Here is a 17317-nt window from a genome sequence, read left to right on the forward strand (position 1 = left end):
GCCCGCTCCCACGGGTTTTACGCAATCCCCTGTGGGAACGTGGCTTGCCCGCGATGGCCACGACTCGGTCTCCAGGCCTACCAAACTGAAGGCCATAAAAAACCCCGCCTGCTCAACGCAGGCGGGGTTTTTATGTACGGGGTAAGGCTGGCTTACATCATGCCGCCCATGCCGCCCATACCGCCCATGTCTGGCATACCGCCGCCAGCTGGTGCGTCTTCCTTGATCTCGGCGATCATGGCTTCGGTGGTGATCATCAGGCTGGCAATCGACGAAGCCGCTTGCAGAGCCGAACGAGTCACTTTGGCCGGGTCCAGGATACCCATTTCGATCATGTCGCCGTATTCGCCGGTAGCAGCGTTGTAACCGTAGTTACCCGAACCCTGCTTGACCTTGTCGACTACTACGCTTGGCTCGTCGCCGGAGTTGGCAACGATCTGGCGCAGTGGCGCTTCAACAGCACGGCGCAGCAACTGGATGCCAACGTTCTGGTCATCGTTGTCGCCTTTCAGCTCGGAGATAGCCTGCAGAGCGCGAACCAGTGCCACGCCACCGCCAGGTACCACGCCTTCTTCAACGGCTGCGCGGGTAGCGTGCAGGGCGTCTTCAACGCGGGCTTTCTTCTCTTTCATTTCAACTTCGGAACCAGCGCCAACCTTGATCACTGCAACGCCGCCAGACAGCTTGGCCAGGCGCTCTTGCAGTTTTTCACGGTCGTAGTCGGACGAAGTGTCGGCCACTTGCTGACGGATCTGGGTCACGCGAGCCTGAATGTCAGCCTCAACGCCGGCGCCGTCGATCACGGTGGTGTTTTCTTTGGACAGGATCACGCGCTTGGCATTACCCAGGTGTTCCAGGGTAGTGCTTTCCAGGCTCAGACCGATCTCTTCGGAGATCACGGTACCGCCGGTCAGAACAGCGATGTCCTGCAGCATGGCCTTGCGACGGTCGCCGAAGCCTGGAGCCTTGACGGCTGCGACTTTAACGATGCCACGCATGTTGTTCACAACCAGAGTCGCCAGGGCTTCGCCTTCAACGTCTTCGGCCACGATCAGCAGTGGACGGCCGGCTTTGGCAACGGCTTCCAGTACTGGCAGCATTTCGCGGATGTTGGAGATCTTTTTGTCGACCAGCAGGATCAGCGGACCATCCAGCTCGGCGGTCATGGTCTCTGGCTTGTTGACGAAGTACGGAGACAGGTAGCCACGGTCGAACTGCATGCCTTCAACAACCGACAGTTCGTTTTCCAGGCCAGAGCCTTCTTCAACGGTGATCACGCCTTCTTTACCGACTTTTTCCATGGCTTCGGCAATGATGTCGCCGATGGAGTTGTCGGAGTTGGCCGAGATGGTACCGACCTGAGCGATAGCCTTGGTGTCAGCGCAAGGCTTGGACAGGGCTTTCAGTTCCTTGACGATCGCGATGGTCGCTTTGTCGATACCGCGCTTCAGGTCCATCGGGTTCATGCCGGCAGCGACGGCTTTCAGGCCTTCGTTGACGATCGACTGAGCCAGAACGGTAGCGGTGGTGGTGCCGTCGCCTGCGTCATCGTTGGCACGGGAGGCAACGTCTTTGACCAGCTGCGCGCCCATGTTTTCGAAGCGATCTTTCAGCTCGATTTCTTTGGCAACAGAGACGCCGTCCTTGGTGATGGTCGGAGCGCCGAAGCTCTTCTCGATGATCACGTTACGGCCTTTCGGGCCCAGGGTCGCTTTTACTGCGTCAGCCAGGACGTTGACACCGGCGAGCATTTTCTTACGGGCGGAATCGCCGAATTTAACTTCTTTAGCAGCCATGATCGATATTCCTTAAATACTTTGTAGTAGCGGGAAAATGAGCGGGGAATCAGCCTTCGATGACAGCGAGGATTTCGCTCTCGCCGATGACCAGCAGGTCTTCGCCGTCAACTTTCACAGTGTTGCTGCCGGAGTAAGGGCCGAACACAACCTTGTCACCCACTTTCACGGCCAGCGCACGCACTTCACCGCTGTCCAGTGCTTTACCTGGGCCTACGGCGAGGACTTCACCCTGGTTAGGCTTTTCAGCAGCCGAACCTGGCAGGACGATACCGCCAGCGGTTTTCTTTTCTTCTTCGCTGCGACGGACGACGACGCGGTCATGCAGAGGACGAAGCTTCATTGTCGATCTCTCCTAATTGTGGTTTTCATCGGCCGGTGTAGTCCCGGCGGGTTTAACAAATCCGGCGGCGCCGGGTGCGGTTCGTCAAGCGAACCGCGGAAGTCTGTCTGGCGCAATTGCCAGAAACCTTGCGGTGACCGTTACATAAGGGCGCGCAAGCTTATTTCAAGGGCGGGGAGCGAAATTTTTTACGTCAATGCCCTGAAAACGAACACGGCACCCGAAGGTGCCGTGTCGATGGACGTGTTACTTGGAGTCGCGGTGTTCGAATTCGCCTTCGATCACGTTGGGCTCACGGCCCAGAGGCTGCCGTGGAGCAGGACCGCCCCGTGGCTGAAGGTCATCGGCGAACGCACGCTGACGCATCGCTTGTTCCTCGGCACGCAGGCGCATTTTGTTGGCCAGCAGTCGACGAGAGATCGGCAGCAACATGATCAGACCCAGCACGTCGGTGACGAAGCCCGGCAGGATCAACAGACCGCCAGCCAGGGCCAGCATCAGGCCTTCGAGCATGGTCTGAGCCGGCAACTCGCCGCGGTTAAGACTTTCACGGGCGCGCAGCGCAGTAGCCAGACCGGCGATACGCAGCACGAACACGCCGAGCATCGAGCCGAGAATGATCAGTAGCAGGGCCGGGAAAAACCCGATCGCCCCACTGACTTTGACGAATACGAACAGCTCCAACACCGGGAACAGTACAAAGAGCAACAAAAAAGGGCGCATCAAATGGTTCCTCAACGCAAGAATGCCTTGCCAGTGTTCCTTAGATGACGTCGCCGTTTCGTGAATTCAAGCGTCGGCCACTTCATTTTTCGGCCAAAACTCGGCGTGAGCCAGGAAAACCAAGGCCTCCCGGACTTGTGTCGGCGTATTACAGGGGGTTTGAAACGGCAGCCAGTAGAGCCCCTGACCGATGCGCAAGTGCATGCCTTCGGAGTCGATACCGACCATTTGCGCCGGCGCGGTTTTCGGCAGGCCCGCCAGCTCGACATAGTGGGCGATGGCTTTGGCGTGATCGGCATTCATGTGCTCGACCATGCTCACTTCGGCCTTGCCGGCGAACGGGTTGGCGAGGGTCAGTTGATCAACCCAGTGAATCGCGCCGAAGCCGCCGATGTAGCGATGTCGTACCGGCTTGAGCACCCAGAAATCGAAATCGTGGGCCTTGTGATAGTTCTGCGAGTCAGGGAAATAGCGGTAGTAACGCTCGGCTGCCGCTTCGATGGCTGCGACGTCCTCGAGCCTTTCCCCTTCGGCGAGGTAGGTCAGCCGACCAACGGCTTGTACGTCTTCGGCCTCGCGCTCGCCCACCAGCAGCGAGCATTTCGGATCCTTCTGCAGGTTGTGAGTGTGCTGAGCGATGCGGCTGATAAGGATCAGCGGCCGGCCCTGCTCGTCCAGGCAGTAAGGAACCACGGAGCCAAACGGGAAACCGGGCATCGCTTTGGAATGCGTCGAGAGCAATCCACGGTATTCCTTGAGAAGCAATTCTCGGGCATGCTTAGCCACTACAACGCTCAATTTATGACTCCTTATATAGAATCCGTCAAAAAAACGGACAGGCGCCTGGGTATTAGTCCCAGCATGCCATAGGGGCAGTTCTCATGTGCAGCCAGGCCTCATCAGGCTCAGATCGAGAGGCCCTCTAGAAGGAGAAACCACTCCGATCTGCTATGGGGCTATGCGAATGCAACTCACTGACAAAGTAATCATTATCACCGGCGGTTGCCAGGGTTTAGGCCGCTCCATGGCCGAGTATTTAGCCGGCAAAGGCGCGAAGCTGGCGCTGGTGGACCTGAACCAGGAAAAACTCGACGCCGCCGTCGCGGCCTGCAAGGCCAGGGGCGTCGACGCCCGCGCCTACCTGTGCAACGTCGCCGATGAAGAGCAAGTGACCCACATGGTCAGCCAGGTGGCCGACGATTTCGGCGCGATCCATGGCCTGATCAACAACGCCGGCATTCTGCGTGACGGCCTGTTGCTGAAGGTCAAGGACGGCGAAATGACCAAGATGAGCCTGGCCCAATGGCAAGCGGTGATCGACGTCAACCTGACCGGTGTGTTCCTGTGCACCCGTGAAGTCGCGGCAAAAATGGTCGAGCTGAACAACAGCGGCGCGATCATCAATATCTCGTCGATCTCCCGCGCCGGCAACATCGGCCAGACCAACTACTCCGCCGCCAAGGCCGGTGTTGCCGCGGCGACTGTGACCTGGGCCAAGGAACTGGCACGCTACGGCATTCGCGTGGCGGGTATCGCACCGGGTTTCATCGAAACTGAAATGACCCTGAGCATGAAGCCGGAGGCGCTGGAAAAGATGACGTCCGGAATTCCCCTCAAGCGCATGGGCAAACCCGAAGAGATTGCCCAGTCGGCGGCCTACATTTTCGAGAACGACTATTACACCGGTCGGATTCTGGAGCTGGATGGCGGGTTGCGCATTTAAGGTTGGCGTAAACCCAATGCGGGAGCGGGCTTGCTCGCGAATGCGGTGTGTCATTCAACAGATAAGTTGACTGATCTAGCGCCTTCGCGAGCAAGCCCGCTCCCACAGGTTCAGCATGCTATCTGACAGGCATCAATCGTCGCTGACGGTGATGTTCGGCATCGCCGGCGTCGCCGCTTCCTGCAACACAATCCGCGCGCCGACATGGCGGGCCAGTTCCTGGTAAACCATTGCAATCTGGCTGTCAGGCTCAGCGATCACCGTTGGCTTGCCGCCATCGGCCTGTTCGCGGATCAGCATCGACAACGGCAACGAAGCCAACAATTCGACACCGTATTGGTTGGCCAGCTTCACACCACCACCCTCACCGAACAGATGCTCGGCATGTCCGCAATTGGAGCAGATGTGTACGGCCATGTTTTCGACCACACCCAGCACCGGTATGTTGACCTTGCGGAACATCTCCACACCCTTGCGTGCGTCCAGCAACGCCAGATCCTGGGGAGTGGTCACGATGACTGCACCGGCCACCGGGACTTTCTGCGCCAGGGTCAGCTGGATGTCGCCGGTGCCTGGCGGCATGTCGATGACCAGGTAATCCAGATCTCCCCAGGCCGTTTGCGTCACCAGTTGCAACAAGGCGCCGGAAACCATCGGCCCGCGCCAGACCATCGGCGTGTTGTCGTCGGTCAGGAAAGCCATGGACATCACTTCGACGCCATGGGACTTGATCGGCACGAACCATTTCTGATCCTTGACCTGAGGACGGGTGCCTTCAGGGATGCCGAACATGATGCCCTGGCTCGGACCATAGATGTCCGCGTCGAGAATCCCGACCTTGGCGCCTTCACGAGCCAGCGCCAGCGCCAGGTTGGCAGCCGTGGTGGACTTGCCCACCCCGCCCTTGCCGGATGCCACGGCTACCACGTTCTTGACGTTGGCCAAGCCCGGAATCTGCGCCTGGGCCTTGTGCGCGGCGATCACGCTGGTGATTTCGACACGGGCAGTGACCACCCCGTCCAGACCTTCGATGGCCAGTTGCAACAACTGCGCCCAGCCACTCTTGAACAGACCGGCGGCATAACCCAGCTCCAGCTGGACGCTGACGCGATCGCCCTGGATATCGATACTGCGCACGCACCCGGAGCTGACCGGGTCCTGGTTCAGGTAAGGGTCGGTGTATTGGCGAAGGACGGCTTCCACCGCTGCGCGATTGACGGCGCTCATGGGCAACTCCGATAGCAAGACTGGAAAATCAGGCGGGTATCCTAACCGTTCTACATCATAGACGGCATGCCCCACGATGATTTGTGGCAAACACTTCCCTTTGCCTAGAGAGCATCCCTGTGGCGAGGGGGCTTGCTCCCGTTGGGTCGCGCAGCGGCCCCCTGCAATCTGTCAGACCGACCGAGTTGTCTGGATTCACGACTGCTTCGCAGCCGAACGGGGGCAAGCCCCCTCGCCACAGGGGTGAAAAATATGCGCCGGCGCTTTATAGTGGCCGACCTCCGTTTCATCAAGTAGCCGAGCCCCATGTCCGAGCCACGCAAGATCCTCGTCACCAGCGCCCTGCCCTATGCCAATGGTTCGATCCACCTCGGCCATATGCTGGAATACATCCAGACCGATATGTGGGTGCGCTTCCAGAAGCATCGCGGTAACCAATGCATTTATGTCTGCGCCGACGACGCCCACGGTTCGGCCATCATGCTGCGCGCGGAAAAGGAAGGCATCACCCCGGAACAACTGATCGCCAACGTCCAGGCTGAACACAGCGCCGACTTTGCCGAGTTCCTGGTGGACTTCGACAACTTCCACTCCACTCACGCCGAAGAAAACCGTGAGCTGTCGAGCCAGATCTACCTGAAGCTGCGCGACGCCGGGCACATCGCCACGCGTTCGATCACGCAGTACTTCGACCCGGAAAAGAAAATGTTCCTGGCCGACCGCTTCATCAAGGGCACCTGCCCGAAATGCGGCACCGAAGATCAGTACGGCGACAACTGCGAAAAATGCGGTGCGACCTACGCCCCGACCGACCTCAAGGATCCGAAGTCGGCAATTTCCGGCGCCACGCCGGTGCTCAAGGATTCCCAGCACTTCTTCTTCAAGCTGCCGGACTTCCAGGAAATGCTGCAAGCCTGGACCCGCAGCGGCACCTTGCAAGAGGCCGTGGCCAACAAGATCGCCGAATGGCTGGATGCCGGCCTGCAGCAATGGGACATCTCCCGCGATGCGCCGTACTTCGGCTTCGAGATTCCCGACGAGCCGGGCAAGTACTTCTACGTGTGGCTGGACGCGCCGATCGGCTACATGGCCAGCTTCAAGAACCTGTGCGACCGTACGCCGGAGCTGGACTTCGACGCGTTCTGGGGCAAGGACTCCACCGCCGAGCTGTACCACTTCATCGGCAAGGACATCGTCAACTTCCACGCCCTGTTCTGGCCAGCCATGCTTGAAGGCGCCGGTTTCCGTAAACCGACCGGCATCAACGTACACGGCTACCTGACCGTCAACGGCCAGAAGATGTCCAAGTCCCGCGGTACCTTCATCAAGGCCCGGACCTATCTGGATCACCTGTCGCCGGAATACCTGCGCTACTACTACGCGGCCAAGCTGAGCCGTGGCGTCGATGACCTGGACCTGAACCTCGAAGACTTCGTGCAGAAGGTCAACTCGGACCTGGTCGGCAAAGTCGTCAACATCGCCAGCCGTTGCGCCGGTTTCATCCACAAGGGCAACGCCGGTGTGCTGGTCGCCGGCAACGCCGCGCCGGAGCTGACCGAAGCGTTCCTGGCCGCAGCGCCGAGCATCGCTGAAGCCTACGAGGCGCGTGACTTCGCCCGGGCCATGCGTGAAATCATGGGCCTGGCCGACCGAGCCAACGCCTGGATCGCCGACAAGGCGCCATGGTCGCTGAACAAACAGGAAGGCAAGCAGGATGAAGTCCAGGCCATTTGCGCCCTGGGCATCAACCTGTTCCGCCAACTGGTGATTTTCCTCAAGCCGGTGCTGCCGCTGTTGGCCGCCGATGCCGAGGCGTTCCTGAACGTCGCCCCGCTGACCTGGAACGACCACGCCACCTTGCTCAGCAACCATCAGCTGAACGAGTTCAAACCCTTGATGACCCGCATCGACCCGGTAAAAGTGCAAGCCATGACCGACGCCTCGAAAGAAGACCTGACCGCCAGCCAGACCGACACCGGCGAAGCCGCCGCGCCTCAAGGCAATGGCGAACTGGCCAAGGATCCGCTGTCGCCGGAGATCGAGTTCGATACCTTTGCCGCAGTCGACCTGCGTGTCGCGCTGATCCTCAAGGCCGAAGCCGTCGAAGGTGCCGACAAGCTGCTGCGCCTGACCCTGGACATCGGCGACGAGCAACGCAACGTGTTCTCCGGCATCAAGAGCGCCTACCCGGACCCGGCCAAGCTCGAAGGTCGCCTGACCATGATGATTGCCAACCTCAAGCCACGCAAAATGCGCTTCGGGATTTCCGAAGGCATGGTGATGGCAGCCGGCCCTGGCGGTGAAGAAATCTACCTGCTGAGCCCCGACAGCGGCGCCAAGCCAGGTCAGCGCATCAAGTAAAGCTGTGCGCTAAACCGATCCCACAGTCGTGCCCGGCGCGACTGTGGGATTTTCATATCTGGCCCACCCTCCTTCCTTGCCGGATAATGCCTAACCTTGTTAGACAGGCTTCCTTTTGCCGGCACGATCATGACCGAACTGCTTCTTACGATTATCAGCGCTGCCCTGATCAACAATCTCGTGTTGCATTGGCCGCTGGGCGTCGATCCAGTGCTGGGCAGCGAGCGGCAACAGGTTCACGCGCTGGGCATCGCGACGACGTGCCTGATGCTGATCGTCGGCACGCTCGGCCATGGGTTCTACCACTGGCTGCTGGTGCCGTTGGGGCTGACATCGCTGCGACTGTTCGTGTTCCTGCCACTGAGCGTCCTGCTGATCGGCCCGCTGCTGAAGCTGCTTGCACGGTTATTTGCCAAGCTTTCATTCGACGGTCTCTGGCCCCTGCTGCTGGGCAATGCCGGCGTACTTGGGCTGACCCTGCTGAACGCTCAGGACGACAAGGGACTTTTCCACGCCATAGCCCTGAGCCTTGGTGCCGGGCTGGGTTTCTGGCTGGTGCTGAGCCTGTTCAGCGATTTGCGCCAGCGCACACTCGATAACGACATCCCGCTGCCCTTTCGCGGCCTGCCGATCGAATTGATCGGCGCCGGATTGATCGCGGTGGTTTTTCTCGGATTCAGCGGGCTGATCAAAACATGAGTCTGATTCAACGCATCGATGCCCTCTTGCCGCAGACCCAATGCGGCAAGTGTGGCCATCCCGGATGCAAACCCTACGCCGAAGGCATCGCCAGCGGCGAGCCGATCAACAAGTGCCCACCCGGTGGCAGCGAAACCATCGCGGCCCTGGCCGAGCTGCTGAAAGTGCCGGTGCTGGAACTGGACGTCAGTCGCGGCTCGGCACCGGCGCAGATCGCCTACATCCGCGAAGCCGAATGCATCGGCTGCACCAAGTGCATTCAGGCCTGCCCGGTCGACGCCATTGTCGGGGCGGCGAAACTCATGCACACGGTCATTATTGACGAATGCACCGGTTGCGACCTCTGCGTGGCGCCCTGCCCGGTGGATTGCATCGAGATGCATCCGTTGCCACTGGCCACGGTGCTGCCGATTGTCGGCGGGTTGGCGTTCAGCCAGGAGGAACAACAGGCCCGGACCGCCAAGCGCAACCGTGCGCGGCGCCGCTTCGAACAGCGCAATGCCCGCTTGCGCCGCGAAGAGGAACAGAGACTCGCCGAACGCCAGGCCCGCGCCCAACGCGCCGCACAACCCAGTGAGGCGACACTCGACCCGGTGCAGGCTGCACTGGAACGCGTTCGCGCACAGAAAGCCGCCACTGCCGATGCCGCATTGAAAAAGGCCAAGGTCGATCTGGCGATGAGTCGGGCGCAGTTGAACAAATCGCTCAAAGCCTTCGGGCATCCCCCGACCTTCGAACAGCAATCGCAACTGATCGTGCTGCAACAGCAGTTCGAAGCCGCCGAACAAGCGCTGGCGCAGCTGGAAAGCAGCGCGCTGCCGGCCTCCGCCCCAGCAGCTCCAGCAGCTCCAGCAGCTCCAGCAAACGATGCCGAACTGAAACGGGCGAAGATCCAGTTGGCCATGCGCCGCGCCGAACTCAAGAAAGCTCAAACAGGCGACGCTTCAACCGAACAGATCGCAGCACTGGAACGCGCGCTTAGCGAAGCCGAGCGTCAGGTGGATGCCTATGCCGTCCCTTGAACCGGTGGACGAACGCCTTCAGCAGGCCATGAAGCTGGTATTGCTGGCCACCCTGCCGGGAATGCTGATGTTGTTCTGGCTGTACGGTTGGGGCGTGTTGATCAACCTGATTCTGACGGCAGCTACCGCACTGGCCGTTGAAGCAGCGGTGTTGCAGCTGCGCAAGCAACCTGTAAAACCGACAGTGAGCGACGGCAGTGCGCTGGTCAGCGCGACCTTGTTGGCCCTGGCCTTGCCGCCTTATTGCCCATGGTGGCTGACGGTCAGCGCTGCGACATTCGGACTTTTTTTCGGCAAGCACCTGTATGGCGGCGTCGGCAGGAATCCGTTCAACCCGGCGATGCTCGGTTTCGCCCTGGTTTTAGTGACATTTCCCCAGCAAATGACCCATTGGCCGTCGTCCCATGGCATGGACTTTCTCGCTGGCCTGCAACAAGTGTTCGGCTTCAACCTCGGCCAGACGCCAGACGCGTGGGCCCAGGCCACCGCGCTGGACAGCCTGCGAATCAACAAAAGCCTGACCATGGACGAACTGTTTGCCGGCAACCCGGCATTCGGCCATTTCGGCGGCCGGGGCGTGGAATGGGTCAACCTGGCCTTTCTGGCCGGCGGCGTGTTTCTGCTGCAACGGCGGGTGTTCAGCTGGCATGCGCCGGTGGGCATGCTCGCCAGCCTGTTCGTCATCAGCCTGTTGTGCTGGAACGGTTCGGGCTCTGACTCCCATGGCTCCCCATTGTTTCATCTGCTCACCGGCGCGAGCATGCTGGGTGCCTTCTTCATCGTGACGGAACCAGTGTCTGGTGCGAAAAGCCCTACAGCACGGTTGTTGTTCGGCGCAGGTGTGGGATTGCTGACTTACCTGATTCGCACATGGGGTGGCTATCCGGACGGGGTGGCGTTTGCGGTCCTGTCGATGAACCTCTGCGTACCGGCGCTGGAGCGGTTCGCCGTATCCCGCAAGGAGCAGGCAGCCCCATGAACCGAGCGACGAGCGTTGTGGTTCTGGTATTGCTGGCAGGCCTGGGGATTGGCGCGACTTACCTCATGCAGCACACCAGCGCTGCGCGCATTGCCGCCGAACAACGCCTGATCGACAGCCACAATTTGCTGGATCTGCTAGCGCCCGACAGCTACGACAATCAGCCACTGGAACACCCCCTCAGCGTTGAAAACACTCACCTGGCCAACAGCACGCTGCTGGGTGGCTACCTGGCGACCAAGGCCGGCCAATCGAGCGCTGTCCTGCTGCGCAGCCAGACACTGGGCTACGCCGGCTCCATCGACCTGCTGATTGCCATCGACCCCCTTGGCAAGTTGCTGGGGGTCAAAACCCTCAAGCAATCGGAAACCCCTGGGCTGGGCGGCAAACTCGCTGACTGGCCCAATGCCTGGCTTCAGGTGTTTACCGGCAAATCATCGACCGAACCTGACGGCAATGGCTGGGCCTTGAAAAAAGACCAAGGGCAATTCGATCAGATCGCGGGCGCAACCATCACCTCAAGAGCGGTGATCAATGCCACCCATGATGCATTGCGTTACTTCGATGAACACCGGCAACCGCTGATCGGGAGCAGCGCCCATGAATAAGTCATCGACCCTGCGGAACTCGCTGATGCTTACGCCTTTGATCGGCGCCACTGATTCGTTGGTAACGGCCCTGGGCGTGTGGCTGATGTTCGTTCTGGTGCTCAGTGCATATGGCCTTGGCATGGGCGCCTTGCGCTCGCGACTGATTCCGGCAACACAGTTGCTGGCCTGCCTCCTGGTGGCTGCCACGCTGACCAGTTGCGCGGAACTCGCCATGCAAGCCTGGTCACTTCAATGGCACCAGCATCTGGGGTTCTATACCGGATTGATCGCCTTGCAGTGTGTGGTGCTGGAGCACAACGGTTTTTTCCAGAGCACCGGGCGTGATCGCCTGCGTCTGTGTGGCCTGTTCGGCGCCTTGATGATCGGCCTGGGCCTGCTACGCGAGTTTATCGGCAACGGGACACTGGGCAGCCATCTGTCCTGGCTGGCCGGTGCTCAACCGGATTGGCAAGGTTGGGTGCTCACCGCTGACGGTGGCCTGCGCCTGGCCACGCTGGCCCCCGGTGGGTTTATTCTGCTGGGACTGCTGATTGCCGCACGTCAGGCCTGGACCCGCCCGACATCCACATTGACCTCCTTCGAGGAAACGCATCGCCCATGAATGCCGCAAAACGTCTGGAAATTTTCCGCAGGTTTCACGAAGACAATCCTGAACCGAAGACCGAGCTGGCCTATTCCTCGCCGTTCGAACTGCTGATCGCCGTGATTCTCTCGGCGCAATCGACCGATGTCGGCGTCAACAAGGCCACCGCCAAACTGTTTCCGGTGGCCAATACGCCAGCGGCGATTTACGCATTGGGCGTTGAAGGATTATCGGAGTACATCAAGACCATCGGCCTGTATAACAGCAAAGCAAAAAACGTGATCGAAACCTGTCGCTTGCTGGTGGAGCGCCATGGCGGTGAAGTGCCGCAGACCCGTGAGGCCTTGGAAGCCCTGCCCGGTGTCGGTCGCAAGACCGCCAACGTGGTGCTCAATACTGCATTTCGTCAGCTGACCATGGCTGTGGATACTCACATTTTCCGGGTCAGCAACCGTACCGGCATTGCTCCGGGCAAGAATGTGGTCGAGGTGGAACAGAAACTGATGAAATTCGTGCCAAAGGAGTATCTGCTCGACGCCCATCACTGGCTGATTCTCCACGGACGCTACGTTTGCCTGGCCCGCAAGCCGCGTTGTGGCAGCTGCCGAATCGAGGACTTATGCGAATACAAGCAAAAAACCTCGGACGATTGAGGCACTATTAGTTTTTTTGATTAACCGATTGAAAAAATCTTTTTTACCCGCCGGGAAATTGTCGATATAAGGAGCGCCAAAGGCAGTCTTAGCCTGGAGTTAACCTTATGAGCACTGGCAAAGAGCAATTGGACGTAGAAGACGACTTCATCCCTGTTGAGGCCGATGACGCAGAACCGGCGGTGGAAGTGGCGAAGACCAACCTGAGCAAACGCCGCACCATCGACAATCTGCTGGAGGAGCGCCGACTGCAAAAGCAATTGGCCGATTACGATTTTGACCTGTAGCCCCTAAAAGCCTCCCGAAACGGAGGCTTTTTACTAAGTGCCGCCCCCTCCGCTCATCGCGCCTTGTCAAACGCTGGCGTACTCATACCAGGCCATTGCGTTGAGCCAGCTCAATGAGATCGACCAGTGAACGAGCATTAAGCTTCAGCAGCAGGCGCGTTTTGTAAGTGCTGACGGTTTTATTGCTGAGGAACATTCCATCGGCGATTTCCTTGTTTGTCTTTCCTCGGGCCAACTGTTGCAAGACCATCATTTCCCGCCCGGACAGGCGATCCACCATATCAGCTTCACTGGCATTCCCAAGGCTGGAACGCACGGTATGCAGCGCCTGATTAGGAAAATAGCTGTAGCCTGACAGTACAGCCTTTATTGCACTGAGCAACTCAGTGAGATCCTGTTGTTTACAGACATAGCCAGCAGCGCCCGATTGCATGCAACGCATGGAAAAATGCCCGGGGGCCTGTGACGTCAATATCAGCACTTTAAGAGGCATAGCCGCCGATGTCAGGCGCGCGATAACTTCCAGCCCATCCAGTTTCGGTATTCCAATATCCAGGATAACAATATCCGGCATAAGTTCACGGGCAAGTTGCAATGCATCCACGCCATTGTCTGTTTCTGCAATGACTTCGTAGCCGTGACGCTCCATTAGCATACGTACCGCAAGACGAATGACGGGGTGATCATCCACGATCAGCACTTTATTCATGGGCAAGTCCAATTTTCGCTGTTCGAATTTTTAGAGCCCGCACCATAGCCTAGTCGTTTCCCCCATGGCATGCCGCCCCCCCCGGCCACTCGCACCGAGAGACATTACCTACAAACAACACGGATTATTCCTACAAAAAATCGTTGCATATGATGGCCCAGAGACTTTATTTGCCGATCTCTGCACAACACTCCGACAGATTCTTTGTATCAATTTACAACCAAAAAAAACAAAAGCACTGGGCTCAACGCCAGTGATCCGACATTCCTAAACTATTGAGCTACCCTTAAAAGTAACGGATATTCTCCAGCGCCATTCATAACTGGATCCGAGAATGTCAGAGGAAAGATCACACACCGTAACATTTCACAAGCAGAACAACCCCACACAACTTTAAAACAAATAAACAACCATACCCAACCGAAGAACAATACAGCTACTATGCTCCCTCACTCACTTCAAAAAAAGGAATTCAATACAACAATATAAAACCCATATACTTATCACCATCACCGCCCCCATAAACAAGCAGAGAAAAAGATAATATCTCATGAGCAAAAGACATGACAAAATTCAAAAAAAGAATCACCAACCCCATGACAATAATTGCAATATTTGCAACACTGTCCGAAACTTCCGCCGCCGTATCCCTACCCTTTCTCGACAATAAGGAAAGAGAACTCTATATCTGGTTTTTGATCAGCTTTCCCTTTTATTTGCTTTTTCTTTTCTTCGCCACACTCAACTTCAACTATCGATCGCTTTACGCGCCCTCCGACTTCGAGAAGGGGAAGCACTTCATAAAGGCCATGGACAACGCTGATCACTCGGGAAACAGCACTTCGAGGGAACCGCCTGAAAACCCGGCCCAACATCATGTGCACCTGCCCGCGCCCCTAAAGGATCTGCATATCATTGATGCACGGTGGATAAACAAAAGACTGGCGTTCAGCACGCTGATGGAGAGTATCCAGCACCCTCCGGATAATCCCGCACAAGTGATTGTCTTTCTCACATGCGCTGATTCGGAGATATTGCTGAAGGAAAATGCGCTCAAACATCGGAAACAAATAAAGAAACGCAACAGCGCAACCTTCTGTATTTCTTACAATTTGAGTTCACAGGGCGTGACGATTATGGGCTAGATTCCGATCGGTTACGCAGCAGAAGGCAGTCCTTGAACTGAGATCAAAGACAGAAGGCAGAAGGAACGGTTAGAAGAAACATAAAGACAGCGAAACGCACTATGCAGCAGCCCCTTTTCAGAGATGTGGCCTTGTCATCGACAAGGCCACATCTCCATTACCGGGTCAAAGGTCTCAGAACAGCTTGCGACCCTTGTTCGCCGCGATACGCATGCGCAAGGCGTTGAGCTTGATGAAGCCCGCCGCATCGGCCTGGTTGTAGGCGCCGCCATCTTCCTCGAAGGTCGCGATGTTGGCGTCGAACAACGATTCGTCGGACTTGCGGCCGGTGACGATCACATTGCCCTTGTACAGCTTCAGGCGCACTACGCCGTTCACGTGGGCCTGGGAAGCGTCGATCATCTGTTGCAGCATCAGACGCTCAGGGCTCCACCAGTAACCGGTGTAGATCAGGCTGGCGTACTTGGGCATCAGCTCGTCTTTGAGGTGAGCCACTTCGCGGTCCAGGGTGATCGATTCGATCGCACGGTGAGCGCGCAGCATGATGGTGCCGCCAGGCGTCTCGTAGCAGCCACGGGACTTCATGCCGACGTAGCGGTTCTCGACGATATCCAGACGACCGATACCATGTTCACCGCCGATGCGGTTCAGGGTCGCCAGTACGGTGGCCGGGGTCATTTCGACGCCGTCCAGCGCGACGATGTCGCCGTTGCGGTAGGTCAGTTCCAGGTACTGCGGTTTGTCAGGAGCCTTCTCCGGGGAGACGGTCCAGCGCCACATGTCTTCTTCGTGCTCGGTCCAGGTGTCTTCCAGCACGCCGCCTTCGTAGGAGATGTGCAGCAGGTTGGCATCCATCGAATACGGGGACTTTTTCTTGCCGTGACGCTCGATCGGGATCGCGTGCTTTTCGGCGTAATCCATCAGCTTCTCACGGGACAGCAGGTCCCACTCGCGCCATGGAGCGATCACTTTTACCCCTGGCTTCAAGGCGTAGGCGCCCAGTTCGAAACGAACCTGGTCGTTGCCCTTGCCGGTTGCGCCGTGGGAAATGGCATCAGCGCCGGTTTCGTTGGCGATTTCGATCAGGCGTTTGGCGATCAACGGACGAGCGATGGAAGTACCCAGCAGGTACTCGCCTTCATAAACGGTGTTGGCGCGGAACATCGGGAACACGAAATCACGCACGAACTCTTCGCGCAGATCGTCGATGTAGATTTCTTTTACGCCCATGGCCTGTGCCTTGGCGCGGGCCGGTTCGACCTCTTCGCCCTGACCCAGGTCAGCGGTGAAGGTCACTACTTCACAGTTATAAGTATCCTGCAGCCACTTGAGGATCACCGAAGTGTCCAGGCCGCCGGAATACGCCAGAACGACCTTGTTTACGTCCGCCATGCCATCACTCCACGGGGTTCTACGGAAAGCTGTCAAGTCTACCGCTCATGCAGGATAATTTACAGAGGCGCGACAGCTTATGACGACGAAGCGACAGATTATGTCGAGCGAGCGACGAATTCAGCAGGTTCAGGAGGTCGTCGCGCTGCTCGTGGCGGCAGTGGCTTGAGGCGCCGGTTTCTCGGTCGGCGCTACGCGCTCGAGGCGTACGGCAACACGGCGGTTTTTTGCCCGGTTGGCGGCGTTGTTATTCGGCGCCAGAGGATAGCGTTCACCGTGAAAACGCAGGGTGATCTGCGACTCCTGGATACCATTGGCCTTGAAGAAGTCCATCACGGCCAGCGCCCGACGTCGCGACAGTTCACGGTTGGTCAGGCGGTTGCCGCTGTTGTCGGAATGGCCGTCGAGCTCAATATGGTTGACCGTCGGATCGGCTTTCATGAATTCCAGCATGACCTGCAACTGGGCCTTGGCCCTGGCGTCGAGATCAATACCTTCCCCCGGAAAGCCCACCTCGGACTGCTTCACCTGCTCGAAATTCTGCGGCAGCAGCTTGGCCACGCACCCCTGATAATCGCCATAGGCCTTGCTGAACTTGACCGGCAACAGACGGACTTCAGACACCCGACCGTCGCCCGATGAATGTCGAACGACCGGGCTGCGCCCCTCCATCAACCCGCTGATCAGGCGCCCGGCCTGCACTTGCGAACTGTTGAACAGCACGTCGCCGCTACCGATTCTCACCGACCCCAGGTTGATGTCGCCACGCCCCGGCTGCCATGGCGCAGCAGCCGCCAGCAAGGTCGCGGAACCACCACCGATCATTGAGTTGTAGGCCTTGAGGCGAAACGTCGCCTGCTCGCCGGCGCGACGCACGAACTCACCCGAGCCGAAATCAGTGATCGGTTGAGTCAGGCGGCATTCGAACTTGTCACCTTCGACCGTCCACTCAATGCTCTCCAGACGGGTCTGGAAAGTGAGCGCCATCGCGGGAAGGCTGGCAAACACACTGAGCAAGGCTAAATAACGCTGGCGCACGGGAGAGGCTCCACTGGCTTCTGCAA

General features: G+C 58.4%; 18 protein-coding genes. 10 read left to right on the forward strand and 8 right to left on the reverse strand.

Going from position 1 to position 17317, the window contains the following annotated elements:
- Window positions 1-152 precede the first annotated feature (152 nt).
- From groL to PSH64_RS24090, 4 genes are all read right to left on the reverse strand, one after another.
- Window positions 153-1796 (reverse strand): chaperonin GroEL, encoded by a 1644-nt coding sequence (gene groL / locus PSH64_RS24075; protein WP_105345112.1) that lies wholly within the window; start codon window positions 1794-1796, stop codon window positions 153-155.
- Between the two features lie 49 nt (window positions 1797-1845).
- On the reverse strand, window positions 1846-2139 hold the full coding sequence (locus PSH64_RS24080) for a co-chaperone GroES (protein WP_030128183.1): 294 nt from the start codon (window positions 2137-2139) through the stop codon (window positions 1846-1848).
- 246 nt (window positions 2140-2385) lie between these two features.
- On the reverse strand, window positions 2386-2862 hold the full coding sequence (locus PSH64_RS24085; RefSeq protein ID WP_008069522.1) for an FxsA family protein: 477 nt from the start codon (window positions 2860-2862) through the stop codon (window positions 2386-2388).
- A gap of 66 nt (window positions 2863-2928) precedes the next feature.
- On the reverse strand, window positions 2929-3660 hold the full coding sequence (locus tag PSH64_RS24090) for a HugZ family protein (RefSeq protein WP_305478916.1): 732 nt from the start codon (window positions 3658-3660) through the stop codon (window positions 2929-2931).
- 166 nt (window positions 3661-3826) lie between these two features.
- Between PSH64_RS24090 and PSH64_RS24095 the strand changes: the two genes are divergently transcribed.
- Entirely contained in the window at window positions 3827-4585 is a 759-nt protein-coding gene (locus PSH64_RS24095; RefSeq protein WP_105345107.1) for an SDR family oxidoreductase, read from the forward strand.
- A gap of 132 nt (window positions 4586-4717) precedes the next feature.
- Here the strand turns inward: PSH64_RS24095 and apbC are convergent, their stop codons facing one another.
- Window positions 4718-5812 (reverse strand): iron-sulfur cluster carrier protein ApbC, encoded by a 1095-nt coding sequence (gene apbC / locus PSH64_RS24105; protein ID WP_105345104.1) that lies wholly within the window; start codon window positions 5810-5812, stop codon window positions 4718-4720.
- Between the two features lie 306 nt (window positions 5813-6118).
- Here apbC and metG point away from each other — a divergent pair, with 306 nt between their 5' ends.
- From metG to PSH64_RS24145, 8 genes are all read left to right on the forward strand, one after another.
- Window positions 6119-8173, forward strand: coding sequence for a methionine--tRNA ligase (gene metG / locus PSH64_RS24110; RefSeq protein WP_105345102.1), 2055 nt, complete (start codon window positions 6119-6121; stop codon window positions 8171-8173).
- Between the two features lie 129 nt (window positions 8174-8302).
- On the forward strand, window positions 8303-8872 hold the full coding sequence (locus tag PSH64_RS24115; RefSeq protein WP_305478917.1) for an Rnf-Nqr domain containing protein: 570 nt from the start codon (window positions 8303-8305) through the stop codon (window positions 8870-8872).
- Window positions 8869-9894, forward strand: a complete 1026-nt coding sequence (gene rsxB, locus PSH64_RS24120) for an electron transport complex subunit RsxB (RefSeq protein ID WP_305478918.1) — start codon at window positions 8869-8871, stop codon at window positions 9892-9894. Before PSH64_RS24115 ends, rsxB begins: the two co-directional genes overlap by 4 nt.
- Window positions 9881-10873 (forward strand): RnfABCDGE type electron transport complex subunit D, encoded by a 993-nt coding sequence (locus PSH64_RS24125; protein ID WP_105345094.1) that lies wholly within the window; start codon window positions 9881-9883, stop codon window positions 10871-10873. The genes rsxB and PSH64_RS24125 overlap by 14 nt, the downstream gene beginning before the upstream one ends.
- Window positions 10870-11481 (forward strand): RnfABCDGE type electron transport complex subunit G, encoded by a 612-nt coding sequence (locus tag PSH64_RS24130; RefSeq protein WP_305478919.1) that lies wholly within the window; start codon window positions 10870-10872, stop codon window positions 11479-11481. The genes PSH64_RS24125 and PSH64_RS24130 overlap by 4 nt, the downstream gene beginning before the upstream one ends.
- Window positions 11474-12085 carry an Rnf-Nqr domain containing protein gene (locus PSH64_RS24135; RefSeq protein ID WP_105345089.1) on the forward strand — a complete coding sequence of 204 codons (612 nt, stop codon included), beginning with the start codon at window positions 11474-11476 and terminating at the stop codon, window positions 12083-12085. Before PSH64_RS24130 ends, PSH64_RS24135 begins: the two co-directional genes overlap by 8 nt.
- On the forward strand, window positions 12082-12720 hold the full coding sequence (gene nth, locus PSH64_RS24140) for an endonuclease III (RefSeq protein WP_018926600.1): 639 nt from the start codon (window positions 12082-12084) through the stop codon (window positions 12718-12720). Before PSH64_RS24135 ends, nth begins: the two co-directional genes overlap by 4 nt.
- A 107-nt stretch (window positions 12721-12827) precedes the next feature.
- Window positions 12828-13007 (forward strand): PA3496 family putative envelope integrity protein, encoded by a 180-nt coding sequence (locus tag PSH64_RS24145; protein WP_305478920.1) that lies wholly within the window; start codon window positions 12828-12830, stop codon window positions 13005-13007.
- Between the two features lie 82 nt (window positions 13008-13089).
- On the opposite strand, the gene PSH64_RS24150 is transcribed toward PSH64_RS24145, so the two are convergent.
- Complete coding sequence (locus PSH64_RS24150) at window positions 13090-13716, reverse strand: response regulator transcription factor (protein ID WP_018926602.1); 627 nt, start codon at window positions 13714-13716, stop codon at window positions 13090-13092.
- Between the two features lie 563 nt (window positions 13717-14279).
- Here PSH64_RS24150 and PSH64_RS24155 point away from each other — a divergent pair.
- Window positions 14280-14861 (forward strand): hypothetical protein, encoded by a 582-nt coding sequence (locus PSH64_RS24155; RefSeq protein WP_105345086.1) that lies wholly within the window; start codon window positions 14280-14282, stop codon window positions 14859-14861.
- A 174-nt stretch (window positions 14862-15035) separates the two neighbouring features.
- Here the strand turns inward: PSH64_RS24155 and PSH64_RS24160 are convergent, their stop codons facing one another.
- Both PSH64_RS24160 and PSH64_RS24165 read right to left on the reverse strand, forming a co-directional pair.
- The gene (locus PSH64_RS24160; protein WP_020799894.1) at window positions 15036-16253 is read right to left on the reverse strand and encodes an argininosuccinate synthase; all 1218 of its coding nucleotides are present in this window, start codon (window positions 16251-16253) and stop codon (window positions 15036-15038) included.
- A 129-nt stretch (window positions 16254-16382) separates the two neighbouring features.
- Window positions 16383-17291: an OmpA family protein gene (locus PSH64_RS24165; protein ID WP_105345083.1), complete on the reverse strand. Its 909-nt coding sequence runs from the start codon at window positions 17289-17291 to the stop codon at window positions 16383-16385.
- Between the last annotated feature and the right edge of the window lie 26 nt (window positions 17292-17317).

The sequence above is a fragment of the Pseudomonas sp. FP1742 genome (genome assembly GCF_030687145.1).
GTDB classification, from domain to species: domain Bacteria; phylum Pseudomonadota; class Gammaproteobacteria; order Pseudomonadales; family Pseudomonadaceae; genus Aquipseudomonas; species Aquipseudomonas frederiksbergensis_D.

What these genes read in the sequence shown, in the direction of transcription:
- groL (WP_105345112.1), bottom strand. Translation starts at nt 1,796, where the DNA reads ATGGCTGCTAAAGAAGTTAAATTCGGCGATTCCGCCCGTAAGAAAATG.
- PSH64_RS24080 (WP_030128183.1), bottom strand. Translation starts at nt 2,139, where the DNA reads ATGAAGCTTCGTCCTCTGCATGACCGCGTCGTCGTCCGTCGCAGCGAA.
- PSH64_RS24085 (WP_008069522.1), bottom strand. Translation starts at nt 2,862, where the DNA reads ATGCGCCCTTTTTTGTTGCTCTTTGTACTGTTCCCGGTGTTGGAGCTG.
- PSH64_RS24095 (WP_105345107.1), top strand. Translation starts at nt 3,827, where the DNA reads ATGCAACTCACTGACAAAGTAATCATTATCACCGGCGGTTGCCAGGGT.
- apbC (WP_105345104.1), bottom strand. Translation starts at nt 5,812, where the DNA reads ATGAGCGCCGTCAATCGCGCAGCGGTGGAAGCCGTCCTTCGCCAATAC.
- metG (WP_105345102.1), top strand. Translation starts at nt 6,119, where the DNA reads ATGTCCGAGCCACGCAAGATCCTCGTCACCAGCGCCCTGCCCTATGCC.
- PSH64_RS24115 (WP_305478917.1), top strand. Translation starts at nt 8,303, where the DNA reads ATGACCGAACTGCTTCTTACGATTATCAGCGCTGCCCTGATCAACAAT.
- rsxB (WP_305478918.1), top strand. Translation starts at nt 8,869, where the DNA reads ATGAGTCTGATTCAACGCATCGATGCCCTCTTGCCGCAGACCCAATGC.
- PSH64_RS24125 (WP_105345094.1), top strand. Translation starts at nt 9,881, where the DNA reads ATGCCGTCCCTTGAACCGGTGGACGAACGCCTTCAGCAGGCCATGAAG.
- PSH64_RS24130 (WP_305478919.1), top strand. Translation starts at nt 10,870, where the DNA reads ATGAACCGAGCGACGAGCGTTGTGGTTCTGGTATTGCTGGCAGGCCTG.
- PSH64_RS24135 (WP_105345089.1), top strand. Translation starts at nt 11,474, where the DNA reads ATGAATAAGTCATCGACCCTGCGGAACTCGCTGATGCTTACGCCTTTG.
- nth (WP_018926600.1), top strand. Translation starts at nt 12,082, where the DNA reads ATGAATGCCGCAAAACGTCTGGAAATTTTCCGCAGGTTTCACGAAGAC.
- PSH64_RS24145 (WP_305478920.1), top strand. Translation starts at nt 12,828, where the DNA reads ATGAGCACTGGCAAAGAGCAATTGGACGTAGAAGACGACTTCATCCCT.
- PSH64_RS24150 (WP_018926602.1), bottom strand. Translation starts at nt 13,716, where the DNA reads ATGAATAAAGTGCTGATCGTGGATGATCACCCCGTCATTCGTCTTGCG.
- PSH64_RS24155 (WP_105345086.1), top strand. Translation starts at nt 14,280, where the DNA reads ATGACAAAATTCAAAAAAAGAATCACCAACCCCATGACAATAATTGCA.
- PSH64_RS24160 (WP_020799894.1), bottom strand. Translation starts at nt 16,253, where the DNA reads ATGGCGGACGTAAACAAGGTCGTTCTGGCGTATTCCGGCGGCCTGGAC.